Source organism: Planctomycetaceae bacterium, from assembly GCA_041398825.1.
Classification (GTDB): domain Bacteria; phylum Planctomycetota; class Planctomycetia; order Planctomycetales; family Planctomycetaceae; genus F1-80-MAGs062.
Genome location: JAWKTX010000001.1, coordinates 55,290 through 75,933, shown reverse-complemented (window position 1 = coordinate 75,933; position 20,644 = coordinate 55,290). Strand labels below are relative to the sequence as shown.

Sequence of the window (20,644 nt, the reverse complement as noted above, 5' to 3'; positions counted from 1 at the left end):
ATCAGCCGAATACGGGAACCGGCTGGAACCTGCCGCGCAGGACTTCCTGACTGCTGCATTGCAACCAGTCCTCAAGCACTGCAGCATAGACCTGACGAAAATCGGTGTGATGCTTCAAATCGCCTTCCTGCAGATCCTGCAGCGAAGGCAGATCACCGATTAGTCCGGCTTTCACTTTCGTCCCGGCAATAAACATCGGGCCTGCGGTTCCGTGATCCGTACCCTCACTCGCATTCTCAGCCACTCGTCGGCCAAATTCACTAAAGCACATAATGGCAACCTCGTCGCCATGACCCTGCGCAACCATGTCGCTCACGAATGAATGAACGGCATCCCCTACCTGTCGCAAAAGGCCTGCATGAGCGTTCGGCTGCTGCGAATGTGTGTCAAAACCGTCAATCTGCACGTAGAACACTTTCGTGGAAAGTCCCGATGCGATCAGCCCTGCCACTGTTTTCAGTTTTTCACCAAGTCCCGTCGCGGGATAGGACTTTGCTGGTGTGTAGCCTTGACCCGTGGTCTCGATCCGTTTGCTGGCCGCAATTGCCGAACTGGTACTCGACTGCACGAATCCCAGCAGATCATTCGTACCGCTGCTCCTTGCATCTGTCAGCTCCTGCACTGCAATCCGAAACTGCTCACGGTCAATGCCGTTGAGCCGAAACTGCTCAAGTGATCGAATCGAAGGGACGCGCACTTCGCGCGACATCAATGCAAAAGGCTGCTTGTCAGCGCCCAGATGAAGAGCCAGAGGATCGACGTTCTCTGACGGGGCAGCCGACTCCAGAAACCGTCCCAGCCACCCATCGTTACGAGTCTCATTTTTTCGCAGGCACGTGTGCCAGATGTCCATCGATTCGAAATGGGATCGATTCGGATTGTCGTAACCGACACCCTGAACGACCGCTAACTGATTTTGCTCCAGTAAGTCGGCGAATCCGCGCAACGAAGGGTGAAACCCGAGCTGATCATTCACCCTGATCACCTCCATTTCCGTCAGTGCCAGCTTGGGACGCAGCTTTTGATATTCATCGTCCGCGAATGGAACAACTGAATTCAATCCATCATTACCACCGGCCATCTCCACAACGACAAGAATGCGTTCATTCTTCGATCTCGCAGCCGCGGACTGAAGAAAATCCGGGGCAAATCCCCCCAGCGTAAGAACCGCAGCGCCAGCACCAGCCTGATTCAGAAATCGACGACGTGAAACAGAATGCATAAGGAAACTCCTTCAGGCCAGTTGAAATTCAGGCAACGTGCACAATGCGTGAATCCCTTCGATGAGATTCCTCCGACGATCACCCGCCGCGTCAATCAAATTGATAACCCGCTGGCGAGCCCCGTCAGGCAAAGGTACAGCAAACAGAAGAATCTCGAGATGTTCCAGAAGCTGTCCGCTCGTCCCCGCACCTATCGAAAGCAGGTACTCATTGACAGGCCGGCGATCAAAACGAGTCTTTTCATCTTCCAGCAGGTCGCGAATCAGATTGGACCGTCCAAGCAATGTAGAAGAGTTAATCCAGGTTCGGCCACCATCCCATCCTTTGACGCTTGGCGGGTAAAGCAAGCCCTGCCCCAATATCTCAATCTGATCCGCCAGTTCAAAAGTATTAACAGATGCCTGCATTGATCGCAGAAATCCGATGGCCAGCTCGACCGGCGACCGAATCTTTCTGGCACGGGAATGTGAAGAGAAAAACAGCTGACTGCAGAGCATCGTCCTGACGACGGGAGCAATCTGCATGTCCGAATCGCGCATCAGTCTTGCAAGTGGAGCAATCAGTTCAGGCGAAGCAGCCGGCTCATCAAACAGGAAGAACCGAATCAACTTCGACACGATGAATTCTGCCGCACCGGGTTGCGAGACCACAATGCGAACCCCATCTTCTCCGGAAAAATCACCGGTCTCACCAAGGACTGTCTTAGAACCATTGTCATGCTGATATTGATTGACTCGAAATTTGCCGCGACGAACTTCCCAGCCGGTAAAGCATCGAGCCAGTTCACGAATATCGTTTTCTGTATAGTTGCCTTCGCCAAGACAAAACAGCTCCATGATCTCGCGGGCAAAGTTTTCGTTGGGATGCGCCTTTCGATTTGTGGCGGAATCCAGGTACAACAACATTGCGGGATCGCGCGCTATCTCCTGAACTATGAAAGAAAAACTGCCCGTCGCAGATTCCCGCAACAGCTGATTCTGGTGCAGCATGAGCTCCCCATCCTGCACTTTTTCTGCACTTGTCGCAAAGTGCCCGTGCCAGAACAGAGTCAGCTTCTCAATCAGTTGCACCGGAGTCGAAAGCATGCGGTAAGCCCACCATGCCGATAACTGTCTGACATTTCCCGTCGCCAGTGCAGCACTGGCCAGTGACTGCATCTGCTGAACAAACACAGCAGGCTCAGCAGTGGACAACATCTGCTGGACAACATCTGCAGGCGAAAGTCGCACTGCTTCAGTCAGCTCATTGAAAGTGGCCCCGAAACCGGCACGTCGAAACAGGTGAGCCGCAGCTCGCAAATCCCATGGATTCTGCGACGATGGAGTAAATGGTTCCCAGGCCCGCTGTGGGTCGATTTCAATCATCATCTGCTGTGTCATTGCTGGCTTCTCACAGAGAGATTCAGTTTCAGCTTCAACGTGTCGTTGTCTCGAACCAATTCCAGACCAGCCCCCTGAAAATACCCAAGGACTTTCAGGAGAAGATCAATGTGTACTTCGGCTTCCTCACGCGTACGACCTTCCTCAAGCATATTCTGAGAGATCAAGTGATCCCGATTGTCTGCCAGGATTTGTCGCAAAATCGGAGCGGACATCGCGATGGACGTATTAGGACGAGCGACCGCTGGTGCTGAAGGAACCGGGGCTGTCACAAGCTTTTGGGCCAGCTGCTGCGTGCTGGAGAGAACAAAACGACTTCCGACAAATCCCACGCTGGGAGAAAAGTTAAAGATGATCGGCGCAAACATGGAATCTCGATCGTCGTCTTCCGGAATGTATTCCGATACGACCAGCTCGCCACTTTCCAGTTTTCGCATGTCCATCTCAAGCTGAGGTCGACCTTCCATGGCTCCCACAACGTTGAAGAATCCGATCATGCTCTGAAACGTCCGACGCAATTCCCGCGTCATCCGCTCAGGCTCCCGCATTTCCAGCACCAAAGCGAACGACGGGAGCTTGATTGCGGGCTGCGGCCTCGCATCGCCAAATTGCTGGCGAACCACAACAAGGCCCATCTGTGGCTGAAATGAACCAAGGATTTCTTCGGCAAAATCGCGGCCTGCAAAAAGGGTCGTCAGTGTGCTCTCTGCATTTGCAATCTGATCATTCATATTCTCGTCGAACAAATCACCGGCCCGCAACCACATATCCGACACGTCGCGCCACGTACCTATACTCAACACCTGCTCCGGTATCTCGGGCAGCAGAGGAGCGTGCCCTTCCGGTTCCGTTCCAAAGAAGTGATGACGCTCCTCGGGTATCCATTCATCAGAGAAAGGTGCTGAGAAGGACAAGCTCAGTCCATCACCTGTTTTTCCATCTCCTGACTCCTTCGGTCCGGAAATCGATAAGTGTGCCGATACCCACGGCGATTTTTGAAGAGTACTCTGAATCCCTCCGGCGAGCATTTCGACCAGCGGGTTTTCTGCCTGCCCATTCAGCGCTTTCTGAACCCCGGAATCGCTGCGAATCACCTCCAGATCCAGAAATGCCACGACGGAAGAATCCACCGGACCCTGGCTTAAGGCATCGCTCAATCGAACATTCTCCGCCAGCGTCGCTCCGTCAGACACGATGCCAGCCCGATGATCCAGCAGCCGATCCAGCACAAACTTACCTGGTTCGCCTTTGTTGACAACGACAAGCCACTCACCGACGGCAGCAACTCCACCTTTCTCAATCTTGTAGATGGAGACACCACGATACTCATCGGTCGCCTCACCGGGCCCCTTGCCTGCGCGAATCAGCTCAAGTATCCCGTCTTTGAATCGAGTCACGGTGGACTCATCCTTCGCTCGCACCAACAGCACGGCCCCCTGAGACCGAGCGTCGAATGCAGCATAGATGCCACCCATCGTCAGAGACTCAACGGCCTGCCGCCATTCCATGCCCATCTGGATTTCGAAGAACTTACGCCCCGTCAGAAAATTACGATAGGGCTGACTCTGGGTGACATTCTTCCAGACATCCAGTGACTGGATCTCAGCACATAATGGGTGATCAAGAATAGCAGACATGACCTGCGAAGGTTGCGTTGCTTCCGCGTAGACGACACACGAAGGTGGCAATAGCTGGGTTGCCGGCAAGTCCTGAGCTCGGCAAGCGTCCGAAGACACCAGAACTGCAAACACCTGCACCAGCAGGATCAGACGTACCACAATACTCCGGGCTCTGTTCGCTAACACGCTGATGTCTTTCAATGAAAATCGTCCGGAACTCAAACCGTCATTCGATTCTGTTTTCCAGGTGCACAGCCACAACCTGACCGTGTTGACCTGATTCATCGCACAAGCGAAAGGTCGCCTGGCAATGCATGGCAATTCGCTGGCCGGACACAAGAATTCGCCCACAATGCCGGAAAACACCACTTTCTAACACGCGAAACTCTACCTTGTACCGGGTTTCCAGCCAAATACACCTCTTTGTTCGAACCTTTTGAGGTCGACTTCCTGTCCGAGCCACCAGGAATCGAACAAAGCACATCCCATCTGAGTGGAGCAAAGATGGAGTTGCAGCTAAACTAGGGATCGTCTTGATGAGACCACTGGCCGAGTGGCGGAATAGGCAGACGCACGGGACTTAAAATCCCGGGTCCCGTTAAGGGGCGTGCGGGTTCAAGTCCCGCCTCGGCTACTAAAAATACTGGATTCTCATTCAGTTTCGCTGACGGCTGGAAGCCCCGATTTGCCAAGTGTCACCTCAAGTGTCACCTTTTGCCCTTCTGATTGGGTTTCGGGACTACCGTTTGATGCCCGTCCTTCCATCGCTCGGTTGAATGCCTGGTCAATGTGTGAGGCTGCATCGAGTGCATCCCGGGAAGCGTAGTACCGCAAGGTGGTTGAGATAGCCGAATGTCTCATCATTTTCTGCAGGAATGGCGCTTCGACTCGTTTTGCCCACCGTTCGCCGAATGATCGTCTCAGGTCGTGGGCACTGGCAAAAGACTTCTCGCCTGACTTTGGATCCACCTTTGTGACGATCCCGGCTTTCCGCCCCAGTGTGGCAATGATCTTTCCAATCCGATGCCGACTTCGACTGTAAGGGGTGGCGCTCTTTGAGACGACTGTGAAGAATGCCCCGTGGCGCTCCTTCTCAGGGACCGCCAGAATCATCTCAGCAAACTCGGTAGCCACTGGGTAGAGTCGATCTCGGTTTCCCTTCTCCATCTCCGCAGGTATCCGCAGAAGTGGCCGTCCAGAAGACAGGTCAATTGAAATGCGATCCAGACGATCCCAGTACAGATTCAGCGATTCCTCAAGCCTCAGGCCAGACCACCACAGCCCGGTCAGCAGCTGCTTCCATCCGGCGTGCTGACAAGGCTTCATGTACGGCTCTTTGACCTGCTCAATCAGTCTGTCGAATTCCTCGGATGTGATTGGGCGTCCCTTCATTGCCTCGCTTGTGCTTGCTCGTTTCGGCTTCTTAATGACAGGCGACTTCTGCAGCAGTGCCTGCTGAACCGCCCAGTTGAATGCGGCTTTCAGGTGGCCTGTGTAACTGGCAATGGTGTGTTCGCTCTTGCCCTCTGTTCTCAGAGTCGCTTGCCACTTAACGATGTGTTGACTCGTGACGGACGCCAGACGATGTGCACCGATGATGCCTTCAAAGCTATTGAATACAACATCAATGCGAGTCTGAGTCTCTGAACTAAGGCTTTGACCATGAAGAGCTTGGTATGATTCCCGAAACTCTTCCCAGGTCAACCGGCTCCGATCCGTGGCAGTGCCTGTCTCAATTTCCTTCTGCCATTCGCCCGCCAGTTTCTGCGCCTGCCTCTTGTTCGAGGTTCCGGCCGACTTCTCGATTCGCTTGTTGGTCAGCGGGTCGGTGTATCGCAGGTAAAGAAACTTGCGTCCGCGATCCACCACAATGACGTTGATTTCGTCTGCCATGGTTTCACCTTTCTCTGCTGGGTGAATGCTCTGAAAGAAAAGAGCGGGAAGCCGGTCAGAGTGCCCGGCGTTCGGTCCGTCGACCTATCCCGCTTTGATTGGTTGGGCCCGCAGAACGAGCCCCTTTGGATCACCGGTGGGAAATTAATTTCCCGGTCCAAATCAGCGAACAATCGCGGCCCACAATGCCCGCTTCGTCAACTGGATGCCTTCCTGGCAACGTTCGCAGATTCCACGTTCAACGAGTCCGTTCAGCGCCTCAGAGATGCGGGCTCCGCAGACAACGGTTCTGTGATACCGAAGCAGAACCCGACGGATCAGATTGATTGCAACCGGCCTGCCCATCTTAAATCTCTTGTTGAGTGTCTGGGCTGCATCCAGAAAGAGCCCTTCAACTTCAGACAGCTCTTCCCCGGAATCTCTCAGGACGTTGCTCAAGATGAAGGATGATTCCGGCTGACTGGGTGCATTGAAGAGTTCGCTGATGCTCGCCAGCGTGCCTTCATCGTGACACGATTCAGCGGAGAGATACAAGGCACCGCTTGCGGATCGTCGACCAAAATAAACGTTCCGAGTTCTACGCCCGTAAATCCGTGAACTCATTGATTGCTCAAGATGCCAGCGAACGTCATCGTCGCAAAGCCCTTTAGCTCTGGTAGCCTTGAGCAGATCAGGCAGCATTACAGCCGAATCGATCGAGACTTCCGAGAAACACTCAGCGATGATGTCATCAAACGCATCTGTTCCGGGACTGGGAGACGTTTCCACATCTTCGGGGGGCGTTGTGTCGCTCTGTTCTGTGGCCTGCAGTTCATTGAATAGTTCACTGGCAGACGCCAGAGATTCAATCGTTCGGCTCGAGTCTCGGCTGAGGAACCCGACCCCTGTACCATTCCGCAGACAACGAATCTCTTCGCCGTTCGCCGTGTTGTAGGAATAGCTGAGTTCATCCTCCTGGAGAACCAGCAAGACTTCATCGTCCGGAATGCCCTGTCTTCTGGTCTCAGCGATCAGATCGGCAAAGACACAAACGGACCCGAGACCAACTGCCTTGAATGCCTCATACACTCGTTCTCGGATTGCTGTTTCAGCCTGCGGAATTGATCCTGTTTCAGACGAAGAAGATTCCGTAACGGTCTCGCATTGTGAGGGTGCAAATTTCATCGAAGGGATTCCTTCGGACCATGTGCCATCGTTCCGACGAAACAGCCGGACACGATTGACCAGTCAACCGCGCAGCATCTTCCGCAGATGCGTGCGTTTTGAATCATCACTCGCTGTCGATTGCGTCCGACTTTGCATGATAACTTGCGAGTGGCATCAGGCAGTGATTTCAATACACTACCCGGCAGCCATCGCCTTTCTGTCTTAAAGGTTGATGGTCAGTAACGCCGCGGAGGGTCCAATCTCCCGGCGTTACGCTTTTCAGTCTGACAGAATTCCATCTCTGTCGTCAAGTGAATCATTCGATTTCAGTTTCCAACCTGGGTCGGTTCTCTTGGTAGCCCCCTGTGATGAAGTCCGGTTGTGGAAAATTTTCCACCACCGGAAACCCCTGCCATGTCTTGGAGACATATCAGGGACTGCCTTCACCCTGCTTCATCTGAGCGCCAATCACTGCGATTTGCTTCTGTGGGCTTGGCCTGTTGCCTTCACGAATGGTTTGGTTCATCTCAATTGTTGCCCGCTGTAGATCCTTTAGGACTTCAAGCTGGGCTTGAATGAGTTTTCGATCCTCAGTTGAAAGTCCGATTTCACTGGCAACGTATCCCAGGGCACCACGACCAGCCTGAGTTGGATCTACTCCGGCAATAACGCTTGCATCATAGAAGGCGCGAATTGCAGCGTTCCTAGGCGAGTCCCAACCAACCTGATCGATGTTTCCAAGTGTGTCGTCAATGATCGCTCGAACCTGACCGCCGGTAGAACGCCTGCTGACAACGGCCGCAGTCTCAACGTTTGCTTTCGATTGGTTCTCGGCTCTGAGCGTCACGGTCTGTGATGCCACTGCATTCATGTTTGCTTTGTATTCGGCCACAGCGGAATCAATTGATGTGATGGCACTTTCTGCCTGCTTCATCACAGCAACAGCACGCTCAGACCCCGTGATGATTTCCTTAATTGCGATCGATGAATCAGAACTGCCGATGAATTTAATGAACTCCGCTTGGAGTCCTTTGTCTGCCGGAGAATCTCAATTCGCTTGTCGATTGTGTTTGCCTGCTTGAACTGATCACTCAACAGGCTGGAGTCATTTGCGAAACTGTCAATCTTCAGAACCAAATCCCGCAAGGCTGTTGCGGTTGTGGCTCCAGTCTGATCCTTCAACACCTGGCTGATGACGGACGCGAACTCAAACCCGCGTTCAGTCGTGAGTGCCTTCACGTTCGTCTGCTGTGCAGTGACGGCCGCTATTCCTTTGCCGATGTTCCTTGCAAATTCGTCTGGGTTGTCCGCACGTACCTGACTGATGACGAATGAAGAAGATTGCGAACGTCGAGAACTTAGCCCCCCTTGTCGGGTCATACTTGAGACTGGCTTTCCAGACGGCAATGAGGCCGATCTGTTCCAGTTCTTCGAGGTCATCTAGTTCTTCAACATGGCGGAAAATCCACCAGAGAACCAATCGACGGTGTGAGGTAACGAGGGCTTCTTCCAAGGCAACAGTCATCACGTAACTCCTGTGATGCTGCGAACCCCGGCTCTGTCGAGACTCTGCCTGGCTGTGAGCGCAAGCAAAATCCCGACTTCCAAGCATGAAGGCTTTCCAGGCTGCTACAAACAGCCCGCGCGATGGTTTCCTGGACGCGCTGCCATATACCCGGAAGCCGGGATTCTGGTTTTGTAGATTGGTTTGGATTGTAGTGCCCGAAGGCTTTGGGACCAACATCATGGCGAACCGGAAGCCTTCTGTCAAAACCAATTTCAACGACGCCCAATTCTGGGCGGATCATGAAGTCCGAATTCGGACCTCTTGAGAGGTACCAGTTCAATTGGTATCCCCAGTGTCCAGGAAGGATGTCGGTCAAACCGACACCCTTTAAGATCGCCAAGGGTATGTACACGAAACACACCCTTTTCATTTCCTGAGGTCCGCCAAAGGCCGTCACTAATGTGGACTCCCTTTGATCGTGAAGGCGGTTATGGAAAATTTTCCATCACCGGAAACCCCTGCCATGTCTCGAAGACATATCAGGGACTGCCTTCACCCTGTCGCATTTGAGCGCCGACCACTGTGATTTGTTTCTGTGGGTTTTGCCCGGTTCGTCTGCCTTTGAAACCAGTTCGATTTGGATCTGTGCCATTGGTTCAGTTCTTTAACTTCTGCAATGAGGCCAGAACCTCATCGAATGACTTAATGCCATCAATCAAATTAAAATCCATCGCTTCCTTCGCTGTGTAAGCCAAACCTGTATTAACCCTTCTGGTTGCAATCAGGCTGAGCTTGCGCCCACTTCGCAAGGCTGCGTTGAATTCATCCTGCGTAGCGTCAACGATCTTCTGCCACTCTTTCACCTGACTGTCAGTAACCTTCATGCCAGGGAACCCGCCGCCCTTGAACTCGCCGGCCTTTACCACGACCGTCTTGACACCTTCGTTTTCAAGGGCCTTAGAAACGTCGTAGACAGCCATGAACGTACCAATGGAACCAACCATTGCGATTGCGTTGTTCGCATAGACTTTGTCGCATTGTGATGCCGCCCAGTAGGCTGCCGAACAGCAAAGATCCTCGACGAACCCGACTGTTGGCTTTGTTGTTGATCGGATCTCATTGGCTAAGTCCCCAATTCCTGCAACGGTTCCTCCTGGACTGTCAAACACCAGAAGAATGGATTTCACGCGATGGTCTGATTCAGCCTGACGAACAGACCGGCGGACTTCGACGGTGCTACCACCGCCAAGACACGATCCGGCTTTCGTCAGTGTGCCGTAGACCTCAATGACAGCCACTGAATTGACTGTCGAGTATGCCTTAGAAACAACCGGACGCCGCCCAGCGAGCGAGCGAACGTCCAGAGTCTTCAGCAGTGTTAGCGAATCATTGAAGCGGGGCGGATAGATACACCAAACCCCGCTGTAATTTCCAAGGTTCACGGCTGTTACCTCACGTAGAAGTTTCGGATCTTGTCAACCTCGGCCAGGTCGCCATCACGTTGCGGTGCCTGCTCTTTGATTATTGTCTGCAGTTCTGCGGCTCGTGCTTTTGCGTCCGCACGCCACTTAGTGATCACTTCACGGTTGACTCGACGATCCGTGTCCGTTGTGTCGATCATCTGCAGTTCTTCGGCCAATGAGTACGCTGCTCGCAATGGATCCTCAGAATGGACCCTTCTCGGTACCGCTCGATTCAGAACTTCGTCTGTCAGTACTGCCAGAACCTCCATTCGACTCTGAATCGTCTTGATGTCCGCTTCAGCCTGCACCAGCGTGTCATAGCTGTTCTTCGTCATCGACTTTCGAACGTTGAACGCATCTCGCAGGAAACGCGGTAGCATCGTTGTGGCTCGCATGGCCTCAACTGCCTTCAGTCGTTCGTCCAGTTCTTTCTGTGGAACTGCCACCGCGGCTTCCAGTGCGTCAATCTTTGCCTGAAGCTTGCGAACCGTTTCTTCGAGTTCTGCCCGGAGTGTCGGCAACTGTTCGTCGCGTTTCTTTGTGGCTGCTTCTACCTTCGTCTGAAGGGCCTCTCGTTCCAGTTCTGTTCCAGCCCGCTCCTGAAATCGCTGAACTCCCTGCAGCCGTCCAATCTCTCGCTTGATCTCAGGCTGTTCTGTGAACCCAACGGCCTGGAGTAGTGTGATTTCACTCGTTGTGAAGGGTCTGGGATTCCTGGCGACTTCGTACAGAATCGCGTCCGCCACTTCATGCTGCCGACGCAGCTTGTCTGTCTCATTTTCAATGTCCACAATCGAAATCATCTCTCTTCTCCAAAATTGGTTGTCCGTGTTGACTCGCTCATTGTCAGGGAGCGGAGCACATTTCGGACAGATTCATTGCTTGCCATTCCAAGTGAATTCAGAAGCTCACCGATAGACGCAGCCAATTGACCGCTAGATATAGCGCCGGGCGACTCTGTCGCTTCCCCTACAATCCGTTCACGTGTGGTGAAACGACGGCCACAGAGTCGGCACTCGCGCCGCCGAATTACTTCGTGCGATTCCGTTGTGGTTCGAAGCACTTTGAGTTCTGTTTTGCAGTCCAGGCAACGCATAACGGCTACTCTCGCTTGTTTGACACTGGTGTCACCGGTTTTCAAAACCCGTCGTGACAAAAAAATCCGCGATGCAAAGCCTCGCTGGCTGATCTATGGCCCCAGAAGGACCCGACTCGTCCAGCCTGGCCACCTCGTTCGCCTCTCTGATCTCCCTCGACCATCGCGCAATCTGTTCTGGTGAAGGCTGCCAACCCTCGAACGGCTTCGGATCGTCCATCTCGCATTCGGCGAAGTGTTCTGTCGGTATCCGTTCGCTCATTGGTTTCTGAACTCCATTTTGACGGTCTGCATTTCCGCCCTATTCAGTTGTTCTGAAAGGTTATGGAGGTACGGCCCCTTATAGGGCCGTATCCGTCCTATCGCCCTTTCTTTTAGGACGGTTCGATTTCGCCCTATCGCCCTATCATTCCGCCCTATCATTCCGCCCTATCCTTTGACCCGTCAGGATCGACTGCACGACTTGCCACAGTGAATGTTTCGACCTCCTCACCTTTGCGTGATTGACGCGTGCCAACCTTCACAATCCGGCCGGACTCAAGTCCCAACCGAACGAGCCTATTGACTCGATCTTTACTTCCGCCGAACTCTTTCTGTAGTTCGTATCTGGTCGCAGGGGTTCGCAGTTCGTGGAGGATCTTCGTCAGCATTGAAACGCCCTGTTCGTCGTTTTGTGCCTGCCTGCTGTCGCCGCGGCTTCTCTCCACCTTTAGAACTGGCTCAACGCTCTGAGCTAGATGCCAGACCGGGAAATCAAAGGCCAGGGTTTCAGGTTCACTCGGAGCGAAAGAACGAACGCGATTTTCAAGAACCGCATAACCCGGCTCGGCGTGTTCCCTCAACACCATGTGAAGGTCAACCGCTCGAGCTTGGGCCCCGCCGCCTGCCCCAATGTCGGTAACTGATTTCGACGCCTGCGAACCCTTCGTGGAGTGATGCACAAGGAGGATTCCGCAATCCAACTGCATAGCCAGTGCATCAATTGCATTGTGGAAACGGGTCTGCGCCGCGTTGTCATTCTCGTCATCATCACCGAAGAAGCGGTATTTCGCATCAAGTATCAAGAGCGACAATTCACCAGGCCTATACACATCAACGAGAGAGAACAGATGCTCTATCGTGATTCCTTGCCCTCGCCCAGAGTGGAATTCGAAATCTGAAATGTCATGAGCCTTTTGGTCTAATTCCCTTGCTACGATGTGTATTCGATTCTCGATGGTATCTTCGTGCAGTTCGTTATCAATGAGCCGGACTTTCCCCTTCTGGACTGTACGACCCAACCATCTCTGGCCAGATGAGACACACATCGCAAGTAGCAGAATGAACCAGCTCTTTCCTACTTTCGGCGAAGCGACGATGGTTCCTACTTCACCCCGCCGCAAGAGATTCTCGATGATTGCTGGCCGCATTGGTTTTGGTGATTCGGCTGCACTCTTGGCCGATTGAAATAACCACCGCATCGGCTTGGCTTCAATCCCATGTGTTGCAACCTCAGGCTTCGTGTCAGCCTCTGGAATGTTGTATTTGCTGATTCGGTCGGGTAATGCTCTCAGCCGTTCCTGCAGCGTCTCAGCGTCCGCTGAATCATTCTGCTCTGACCAGTCGTAGACGTCGCCCTTCTCGGGTATCTCTGGCCAGTCATCCTTCAACAGTTTGATTTCAATTGTGGCCTCTGGTGCCTGCTTTCGAATGAGTGCAACAACGTTTGCCGCGAACGTATCGCCCGGTTCGTCATTGTCCGGCAGAATGAAGACTCGCTTTCCATTCAGGACGGACCAGTCAGTCTTCTGTGGGCTCTTGCTGCCTTGCGTTGGACTGGTGGCGATGATTCCAATCAATGTCGCCGCGTCCGCTGCCTTCTCGCCCTCACAGATCCAGACTTCATCAGTTGCGATAACGGACGGCAGACGGTAGAGCGGTCGAGGTTCCGGCATTGCTGAACACATCCAACCGCCGGGCGTCCAACCGTTGTCCGGTTTGAACATTACCTGACGGATTTCCTTGCGACCATCGGGCAGATTCCAGCGAAAGACCGCCCCAGCGTCAGAACCGTCTGCGTTGTGATAGTGCCAGACTGAATCAGGCTTTCGCTGTTGGGTCAGAATCCCGTTCTAAGAAACTTCAGGTAGTTCTCGTCAATCCTGTTGGGTGTCACGGGCGGCTTCTGTGAAGTCCTGGAACCATTGACCTGATTGGATCCAGTGAACTCTGCAACCCGTTTCAATGCATCAGGAAACGAGCATTCACACAACCACTGGATTGCTGCCAGCCCATCACCTGACTTTGGTGATGAATCGCCGTTGTGACACTGATTGCAGAACAACCCACCGGTTTCCGCGACGTCATCAAGTGCCCGGAAGCGATCTGTCCCGCCGCATTTGGGGCACGGACCGTGAACCGATGGATTCAGTTGAAGGGAAGTGAGTCCTCCCATTGCCTCGAGGATTTGCACCCATCGACCAGAAGCAAGCCGTTTCACATCATGAGCAGTTGTCTTCATCCGCGCGGCCCTCGCTGTTCAAGCACCGTACGGACGAAGTCGCGAATCTCTTTCGAATCCCGACGATTCATCACGACAGAACTGTGACTGCATCGCAGCACCGGTTCATCGCTTTCGATGTCGACTACACACAAACCTCTCGGTGGTGTTCCGTCGATGTGAACCGTGACGACTCCATCAACCAGATTCCACTGCCCCTGAATCCTGTTCAGAATCAAAGGGCGTTCACTGATCTTCTGGCCCGGGGTGTTCCAGTCCATCGCAATCAGTCTGGCCACTGGAAAGGTAAAGGCGCTGGGCCTGACAAGGATCTTTGTTTCCGAATGCCACTCAACCTGAGGGGAATTCGTATTGAGTTTTTGAAGCTTGCTCGCAATCATTGCATCAACTTTCTCGCACTGAACGCCTACACAACTCAGCCTGTGTGGGCGTTCTCTATTTGGTGTTCAGAGAATGCCGTCCAGCCGATCGGCCGCCCACAGATCCAGTTCCAGTTGCTTCTCCTGGCTATCAGGAATCTTCCATTCCGGCAGTCCGAGAGCTCGCTGAAGTTCGCTGACTTCAACTCCAACCCGTCCGGCGATCTGCTCAACGGGGACGCCAAATCCCAGGGCGTTGCGTGCGTCTGCAAGCGTGTCTGCGTCGAGATAGGTGGAACCGCTCATTGCGCCACCTCGCCTTCTGTGCGCTCCAGTTGTCCGAGAAATGCATTGAAGTCACTGCCTCGAACATAGGCCCGATTTCCAAGCCGAATCACCTTGAGGCCCTTAGCACGTGCCTCTCTCATAGCGTGCCGGCCAAGTCCAGCACGACGCGTGAATTCGTCCAGTGGATACGTCACACCATCTTCGATTGGTGCCAGTTCTCTTGTGCTTGCCATTTCCGTTCCCTTGCTGTTTGAGTGGCTGTCAAACGACACTCGATTGACGCATGGGAGGATATGGGCGAAATTCGCATCCAGAGGCAGAAATCGGAAACCCGGAAACCCGATTGTTTGAAATACGTAAACACGGAAACCCGGAAACCCGATTGTTTTGCGGCTGCTCAAATTGCGTTCAGCAATGGATTAACTGAAGTGTCACCTGAAGTGTCACCTCAACCGGAAACGAGGTGACACTTCGCGACTGAAAGCCCCTGAATTTGAATAGGCAAAAACCGACAATCAGACTCTGTTCAGACTATGACTGAACACACCCGTACGACTTAAAATCCCGGGTCCCGTTAAGGGGCGTGCGGGTTCAAGTCCCGCCTCGGCTACTTGAAGTTGGTGAGTATCTCCGCAAACGTGCAGTTTCCCGAGCATCAAGATTGGTCAGGAACCAGACGCCGATTCTGCGACGATCCGAAGGAAATCTCGTCTTATCGGTCCATCAAAAAGTAATCCGACGCGTCAGAGAGTGACCGATGGTCCATGAAAACGGACCTCATAACCGGGTCGGATGATCATCAACGGGTTATCAGGTTAGCGGCCGCCGACCATCAATTTGCTTTGTTGTAGAAAATTATTTGCGGCGCAACACCTGGCTGCTGCCTCCTTTACGCGGTGTGACACAAGTTTGACAGCACAGTTGTCAGATAGACCTCGTGCTACAACCGATGATAGAGTACACTAATGTCAGTTGACGTGAAGAAGTAGTACAGAAACAAGAAGACGCATTTGTTCGACACCCCTTCAGACTTCAAACCGGATCTGAAGCGCGCTTGTCGGTTCGGCCATGTGGCCGGCAGTTTTTTTGTGTTCGATATCGAACACCTCTCACCCGGTGGACAACGTCCACATTCGCGACATTCAATCCTGAATGGTCCGACGACGCCTCCGATGGCTCGTTGTTTACCCCCGTCGCGAGCGAGTGCTTTCTTTAACGCTGACAGCGTTTGCCGCCGATTTTTTATCGCCTGTGGCTTGTTGTAAGTGACTCAATGATCCATCGCTTCCGCTGGTCGGCTGCGCCGGGTCTAAGCGTCACTGGATGGCCACAAGTAAACGCGAGCTTGCGAATAATGCCTGAGTCTGACGTTCTTTGTTTGACTCCGTGATGAAACTCTCAGCTGCAGCCAATCGAATCTCGACACCAATGTGATCACTTCGAAGTGCTGCCCTGAGCGTTCTTATAGGAAATGTGTAACTGCTCTGATGAACTGCGGTCGCAACAAAGCCGGAAGAAATTCCCGCATGATTGGGTCTGTTTGCAGTCGCCAGGGTTTTCTTTGTTGACCTTGATGTTTAGGAGAATTGGATGACGAGTATTTACGTTGGAAATCTTTCTTACGAAACAACCTCAAATGATCTGCAGGATGCATTCGCAGAGTTTGGAGATGTCTCCAAGGCCAATGTGATCTCCGATCGCGAAACCGGCCGTTCGAAGGGTTTTGCCTTTGTGGAAATGCCCAGCGACAGCGACGCGAAAAAAGCGATTGACGCACTGAACGACCGAGACCTGCATGGGCGGGCTCTGAAGGTAAATATTGCCAAGCCTCGTGAAGAACGCGCTCGCAGCTGGTAATCATCGCTTGGTTGGTGGCATCACCAATCAGATCTGCTGGAATTGTTCGATGGGCGGACCTCGTCCGCCCTGAGCTCTCCCGCTTTTCGTGACTCCCGTTGAGAGCTCTCAGCGAGCATCGGGATGATTCGCGCGGCGCAAGAGCTGTCGGAACGACTCGAAGAATTTCGAAATCGCTTTCGCCATCCCGATACAACTGTTCGTGCTTCGAGTCACAACCGTTTGTGCATTGATGGTGAGAACCGGACGACGGCAGGAGTTCTCGTCAAACGCAATCATCTGCGTGCGTCACGGGAAGTCATGCGTCAGACCGCTCAAGGGTGCCCTGCCCCCACAGGATCACCCATTCGACCGCTTAACATCTGGAAAGTAAAGCATGCTCACAGTAACCGACTCGGCTTGGAATCGCCTTGCAACCATTCAAACAAAACACCCACAAATCTCAGACTTTCGTCTGACCTATGCCGATGGGAAGGTGAAATGCCGGAAGGGCGTTCGCCGGGACAAGGACAAAGTCATCGAGGCGCCAGGTCGTCCAAGCTTGTTCCTTTCCTCCACCGTTGCCAATGAACTTAATCAGCGAACGCTGGATGCCGTAAAAGTCAAACACGGCCCGCGTCTGCGTCTCAAATAGAAACCAGAACATGCCCCAAATCTTTGTCGGTAACCTACCGTTCGATGCCTCAGAGGCAGAACTCAGACGCCGATTCGAATGCTATGGCCGAGTGTCGTCGGTCCGCATGGTGGCCGATGCCGCGACAAGTCGACCGCGCGGCTTTGCCTTCGTCAACATGCCGTCCATGGATGACGCAGATGAAGCCGTCACTCGACTGGCGGGAAGCTCAATGGGGGGCCGACTGCTCACGATTAACGAATCGCGCAGCAGTCCGTCTCCTTCGACGGCCTCATCAGACGGTGATCGTAAATCTAGAGCCTGTTATTGACTTAACTTGAAACATATGTTGAAGTTAAGTGATGAGTAAGACACGGAAGTCGTATCCCAGCGACGTCAAGGATGACGAATGGGAATTTGTTGTGCCGTATCTGACGTTGATGACGGAAGACGCACCGCAGCGGGAATATCCTCTGCGAGCCGTATTCAATGCATTGCGGTATGTTGTTAAGACTGGCTGTCCGTGGCGATACCTGCCCAATGATTTTCCGCCATGGACTGTGGTGTACCAGCAAGCTCGACGCTGGGTTGATGCGAAAGTCTTCCAATCCATTGTTCATGATCTTCGAATGGTGGCTCGACTGAATACGGAGCGTGCTGAAGATCCTTCAGCAGTGATTTTGGATGCGCGGACATTACAGTCGACCCCGGAGAGTGGATCCCGGGCCGGTTACGATGGAGCAAAGAGACGCAAAGGATCGAAGGTTCATGCGGCGGTAGACACACTTGGGCATTTACTTGCCACTGTTGTAACACCAGCAAACGAACAGGACCGTGCGCAGGTCGGTGAGCTGGCGAAACAAGTTCAGGAAGTGACGGATCAGTCGGTAGAGTTGGCGTATGTCGATCAGGGTTACACCGGAGAATCTGCTGTTGAACAGGCGAACGCTGAGTCGATTCGTTTGGAAGTAGTTAAGCACACGGAAGCGAAGCGTGGATTTGTACTATTACCTCGCCGGTGGGTTGTGGAACGAACCTTTGCCTGGCTGGCGAGATTCCGAAGACTGGCCAGAGACTACGAACGGCTGAGTGTGACGCTTGACGGCTGGCACTGGCTCGCATTCGTCACCATTATGCTCGCAAGACTCCACCCTCAAAGTTCATAACAGGCTCTACGCGGGACAGCATCCTCCAGATGTTCGAAACTCTTCGCGGCGAATAGCGGTCGAATTGACTGAGCCAACGCCGGGAACCGGATCAGAGCCTCATTCGTTCCAGGAGTCCGGCAACTGAAGAGACCAGACTTCATTGCTGAGCGGCTGTGCATGACCCGCCCCGAGAAATAGTCGATCCCCATGCACCCAGACAGAATGCTCATGTCGCTCCTTCCATCGGTTCGATGATTCGAGCTGCTTCCAGGTGAGGCCGTCCTTCGAAAACCAAACATCGTTTCTGTTCACCGATGGATGGTTTGACCACCCGCCGATCACCCACAGGTGACCTTTCCAGGAAACAGCAGAAAACCATAACCGCGGCTCCCACGGAGCGTTCGCGGTTACCTGCTGCCAGTGCCTGCCGTCGGACGAACACCAGACATCATTGGTCGCGTGATACTCCGGAACGTAGTTTCCGCCACCGATCACCCAGAGTTTCCCGTCATGGCTGACCAACTGGTGATATGCGCGAGCCGACCAGGGCGCACTGTCGGTTTCCAGTTGCCATGTCGCACCGTCACTGGTGGACCAGACGTCATTTTTCAAACTGGAGGCATCGCCAAAGTAGTAGTTCTCTGTTCCACCAGCGATCCACATGCGTCCGTTGTGAGATGCAATTCCAGCCGCCAATCGAGGTGACCATCCGGCTGATGAGGTTTCCAACCTCCAGTCGGCACCATCTTGCGACGACCAGACCTCACTTGTCGCCCCATGCCCTTCCAGCCGTCCGTTTCGCCAGCCTCCCATCAACCACATTCGTTCACTGAAGACAGTTGTCATTGGGAGATCACTGAACGTCCATGGGGCTTCATCGGTGACTTTATGCCACTTCCTGCCATCCGATGATCGCCAGACATCGCGTGGTGGAGCGGAATATGAATCGAACCATCCCCCCATCAGCCAGAGCTGATCGCGATAGACAACTTCGCCGCTGGAATCTCTTGGTTTCCAGTCGGCCTGATCAGTTTCCAACACCCACTCGGCGCGTTCCGCATGCGGCCGGGCTGTTTGGTCCGGATCGTTCACACTGGCGACCATTGCATGCACTTCATCTGCTATTCGATCTTCGATCTCACCCGACCATCGAAATGCAGGGCGGCCGTATTCAAACAAATTGGAACCGCCTTCATAGCCTCCTTCTTCCCACACCCGACGAGATGGAATGTAGGCGATCATGTCGTCCACATAACCAAGCACCCACGTGCTGCCTTCGAATTCGGCCTTGAAACGCAGGGCATAGTCGACAACGGTCTCAGCCCCCATTCCGATGAGCAATGTGCTTTCCCCAAGCCGCCAGACATGCAGCGGATAAGGATAAGATTCCCCAAAAACCTCTCCCGCGTCCATGCGTCGTTTCAACCTCGACGCCCATCGGGATTTGATTCGATTCGAATCCTGTTCTGCGACTTCGAGGTCATTCCTGTCGACAGTTTTCAGATACGGCAGATCGAGGTATCGAAATCGCGTTCGCAACCGCGGCTCAATCACAGACATTCTTCCGGCGATTGCGGCGTTCACTGATTCCGCAAGCATCGTGCCATAGCGTTCACAGAGTTCAACGGATCGCCTGGGAAGAGGGTTCTGATCGCCTCCACATGTGTTCACAAACATTGCGACCGCGCCCGGATACTGGTGCTCGATCTGCAGCTGAGCAAACCCCGGAAAGTCCCCACACCATTGAGTGAAACTCAGGGTTGTCGGATGACACGCATAACCAAACAGGATCGCTTTAACCAGCCCGTCGTCTCCGGTCACTGACAGCACCGGAACGGAATGATCAACCGGACCAGCGAGTGGAACACCTTTGGCGATCAGCCCAGGAATGTCGGCCTCCCGGTTGTTGCGTCGGTTCACAGCAAACGATGTCGAAGCCCTTCCCTCTCTCACCACAACGGGCTTACGGTCTGCCAGCGATGCACGAATTGTCTGGACGGTCAGTTCAACCATTTCCGATGTGTACTGATCGATCAACACTTCCTGAGCGGATTCAACGGGATAGTAATCCTGCAGGTCATCCCCAAGACGAGGTCCGCAATGATTGTGGGAGAAAGTCAACATGACCTGTGATCGGTCCAGTTTCAGCTCCGACCTCAGGCGGTTGAAAACTCGATCGCTGAATGATTTGGGAATCCCCTGAAAGTCGCTCGTCACCAACACGACCAGTCCGCCATCGGCATCCTCCAACGCGAGCGACTTTAGCCAGAGATCATGGATCTTTCCCTCTGGAACTCGGCGGGTCCCGTAGCCAGCCAACCAAACTTCCGTTTTCGGAGTAATGATGGCTCGAGCGACTCCTGCCTTCCAGCCAGGTTCGTGAGACGCAGGCTGAGTCCCCGCAACAGCGATTGCAGGTATCGCGAAGAGGACAAGGCAGAATTTGACAAGCAACTGTCGAAACTCAGTCTGAAGGCAGCGTCCCGTCAGGGCACTCGAACCAGTAGCAATCTTCATCTTCGTTAATCCCCGATGATCTGCAGCAACCCGCGC

At 53.5% G+C, this 20,644-nt stretch carries 19 protein-coding genes and 1 tRNA gene; 5 read left to right on the top strand and 15 right to left on the bottom strand.

Going from position 1 to position 20,644, the window contains the following annotated elements:
• Nucleotide 1: 1 nt before the first annotated feature.
• Genes R3C20_00285 through R3C20_00275 form a run of 3 tightly spaced genes read right to left on the bottom strand, consistent with a single transcriptional unit; the run spans nt 2 to nt 4,407 of the window.
• On the bottom strand, nt 2–1,222 hold the full coding sequence (locus tag R3C20_00285) for a DUF1501 domain-containing protein (GenBank protein MEZ6038908.1): 1,221 nt from the start codon (nt 1,220–1,222) through the stop codon (nt 2–4).
• Between the two features lie 12 nt (nt 1,223–1,234).
• A complete protein-coding gene (locus R3C20_00280; protein ID MEZ6038907.1) occupies nt 1,235–2,602 on the bottom strand; it encodes a DUF1800 domain-containing protein in 1,368 nt (455 codons plus the stop codon).
• Complete coding sequence (locus tag R3C20_00275; GenBank protein ID MEZ6038906.1) at nt 2,599–4,407, bottom strand: hypothetical protein; 1,809 nt, start codon at nt 4,405–4,407, stop codon at nt 2,599–2,601. Before R3C20_00275 ends, R3C20_00280 begins: the two co-directional genes overlap by 4 nt.
• Nucleotides 4,408–4,768: 361 nt before the next feature.
• Between R3C20_00275 and R3C20_00270 the strand changes: the two genes are divergently transcribed.
• A tRNA-Leu gene (locus R3C20_00270) sits at nt 4,769–4,855 on the top strand.
• 17 nt (nt 4,856–4,872) lie between these two features.
• Here R3C20_00270 and R3C20_00265 read toward each other — a convergent pair.
• From R3C20_00265 to R3C20_00215, 11 genes are all read right to left on the bottom strand, one after another.
• A complete protein-coding gene (locus R3C20_00265) occupies nt 4,873–6,114 on the bottom strand; it encodes a tyrosine-type recombinase/integrase (protein ID MEZ6038905.1) in 1,242 nt (413 codons plus the stop codon).
• A gap of 162 nt (nt 6,115–6,276) precedes the next feature.
• A complete protein-coding gene (locus R3C20_00260; protein MEZ6038904.1) occupies nt 6,277–7,278 on the bottom strand; it encodes a hypothetical protein in 1,002 nt (333 codons plus the stop codon).
• A 412-nt stretch (nt 7,279–7,690) separates the two neighbouring features.
• The gene (locus R3C20_00255) at nt 7,691–8,194 is read right to left on the bottom strand and encodes a hypothetical protein (protein ID MEZ6038903.1); all 504 of its coding nucleotides are present in this window, start codon (nt 8,192–8,194) and stop codon (nt 7,691–7,693) included.
• Complete coding sequence (locus tag R3C20_00250; GenBank protein MEZ6038902.1) at nt 8,194–8,640, bottom strand: hypothetical protein; 447 nt, start codon at nt 8,638–8,640, stop codon at nt 8,194–8,196. The genes R3C20_00255 and R3C20_00250 overlap by 1 nt, the downstream gene beginning before the upstream one ends.
• Before the next feature lie 783 nt (nt 8,641–9,423).
• Nucleotides 9,424–10,209: a S49 family peptidase gene (locus R3C20_00245; GenBank protein MEZ6038901.1), complete on the bottom strand. Its 786-nt coding sequence runs from the start codon at nt 10,207–10,209 to the stop codon at nt 9,424–9,426.
• A 5-nt stretch (nt 10,210–10,214) separates the two neighbouring features.
• Nucleotides 10,215–11,033, bottom strand: a complete 819-nt coding sequence (locus R3C20_00240; GenBank protein ID MEZ6038900.1) for a hypothetical protein — start codon at nt 11,031–11,033, stop codon at nt 10,215–10,217.
• Between the two features lie 712 nt (nt 11,034–11,745).
• Nucleotides 11,746–13,260 (bottom strand): AAA family ATPase, encoded by a 1,515-nt coding sequence (locus R3C20_00235; GenBank protein MEZ6038899.1) that lies wholly within the window; start codon nt 13,258–13,260, stop codon nt 11,746–11,748.
• Nucleotides 13,261–13,424: 164 nt separating this feature from the next.
• On the bottom strand, nt 13,425–13,826 hold the full coding sequence (locus tag R3C20_00230; protein MEZ6038898.1) for a primase-helicase zinc-binding domain-containing protein: 402 nt from the start codon (nt 13,824–13,826) through the stop codon (nt 13,425–13,427).
• Nucleotides 13,823–14,206 carry a hypothetical protein gene (locus R3C20_00225; protein MEZ6038897.1) on the bottom strand — a complete coding sequence of 128 codons (384 nt, stop codon included), beginning with the start codon at nt 14,204–14,206 and terminating at the stop codon, nt 13,823–13,825. The genes R3C20_00230 and R3C20_00225 overlap by 4 nt, the downstream gene beginning before the upstream one ends.
• A gap of 66 nt (nt 14,207–14,272) precedes the next feature.
• On the bottom strand, nt 14,273–14,491 hold the full coding sequence (locus R3C20_00220) for a hypothetical protein (GenBank protein MEZ6038896.1): 219 nt from the start codon (nt 14,489–14,491) through the stop codon (nt 14,273–14,275).
• Nucleotides 14,488–14,706: a hypothetical protein gene (locus R3C20_00215; GenBank protein MEZ6038895.1), complete on the bottom strand. Its 219-nt coding sequence runs from the start codon at nt 14,704–14,706 to the stop codon at nt 14,488–14,490. The genes R3C20_00220 and R3C20_00215 overlap by 4 nt, the downstream gene beginning before the upstream one ends.
• A gap of 1,357 nt (nt 14,707–16,063) precedes the next feature.
• Here R3C20_00215 and R3C20_00210 point away from each other — a divergent pair.
• The 4 genes from R3C20_00210 (at nt 16,064) to R3C20_00195 (ending at nt 18,109) form a co-directional block, all read left to right on the top strand.
• Nucleotides 16,064–16,330: an RNA-binding protein gene (locus R3C20_00210; protein ID MEZ6038894.1), complete on the top strand. Its 267-nt coding sequence runs from the start codon at nt 16,064–16,066 to the stop codon at nt 16,328–16,330.
• 376 nt (nt 16,331–16,706) lie between these two features.
• On the top strand, nt 16,707–16,964 hold the full coding sequence (locus R3C20_00205; GenBank protein ID MEZ6038893.1) for a hypothetical protein: 258 nt from the start codon (nt 16,707–16,709) through the stop codon (nt 16,962–16,964).
• A gap of 10 nt (nt 16,965–16,974) precedes the next feature.
• Nucleotides 16,975–17,274 carry an RNA-binding protein gene (locus R3C20_00200; GenBank protein MEZ6038892.1) on the top strand — a complete coding sequence of 100 codons (300 nt, stop codon included), beginning with the start codon at nt 16,975–16,977 and terminating at the stop codon, nt 17,272–17,274.
• A gap of 31 nt (nt 17,275–17,305) precedes the next feature.
• Nucleotides 17,306–18,109, top strand: coding sequence for an IS5 family transposase (locus R3C20_00195; GenBank protein MEZ6038891.1), 804 nt, complete (start codon nt 17,306–17,308; stop codon nt 18,107–18,109).
• A gap of 99 nt (nt 18,110–18,208) precedes the next feature.
• Here R3C20_00195 and R3C20_00190 read toward each other — a convergent pair whose 3' ends face one another.
• Nucleotides 18,209–20,608: a hypothetical protein gene (locus tag R3C20_00190; GenBank protein MEZ6038890.1), complete on the bottom strand. Its 2,400-nt coding sequence runs from the start codon at nt 20,606–20,608 to the stop codon at nt 18,209–18,211.
• Between the last annotated feature and the right edge of the window lie 36 nt (nt 20,609–20,644).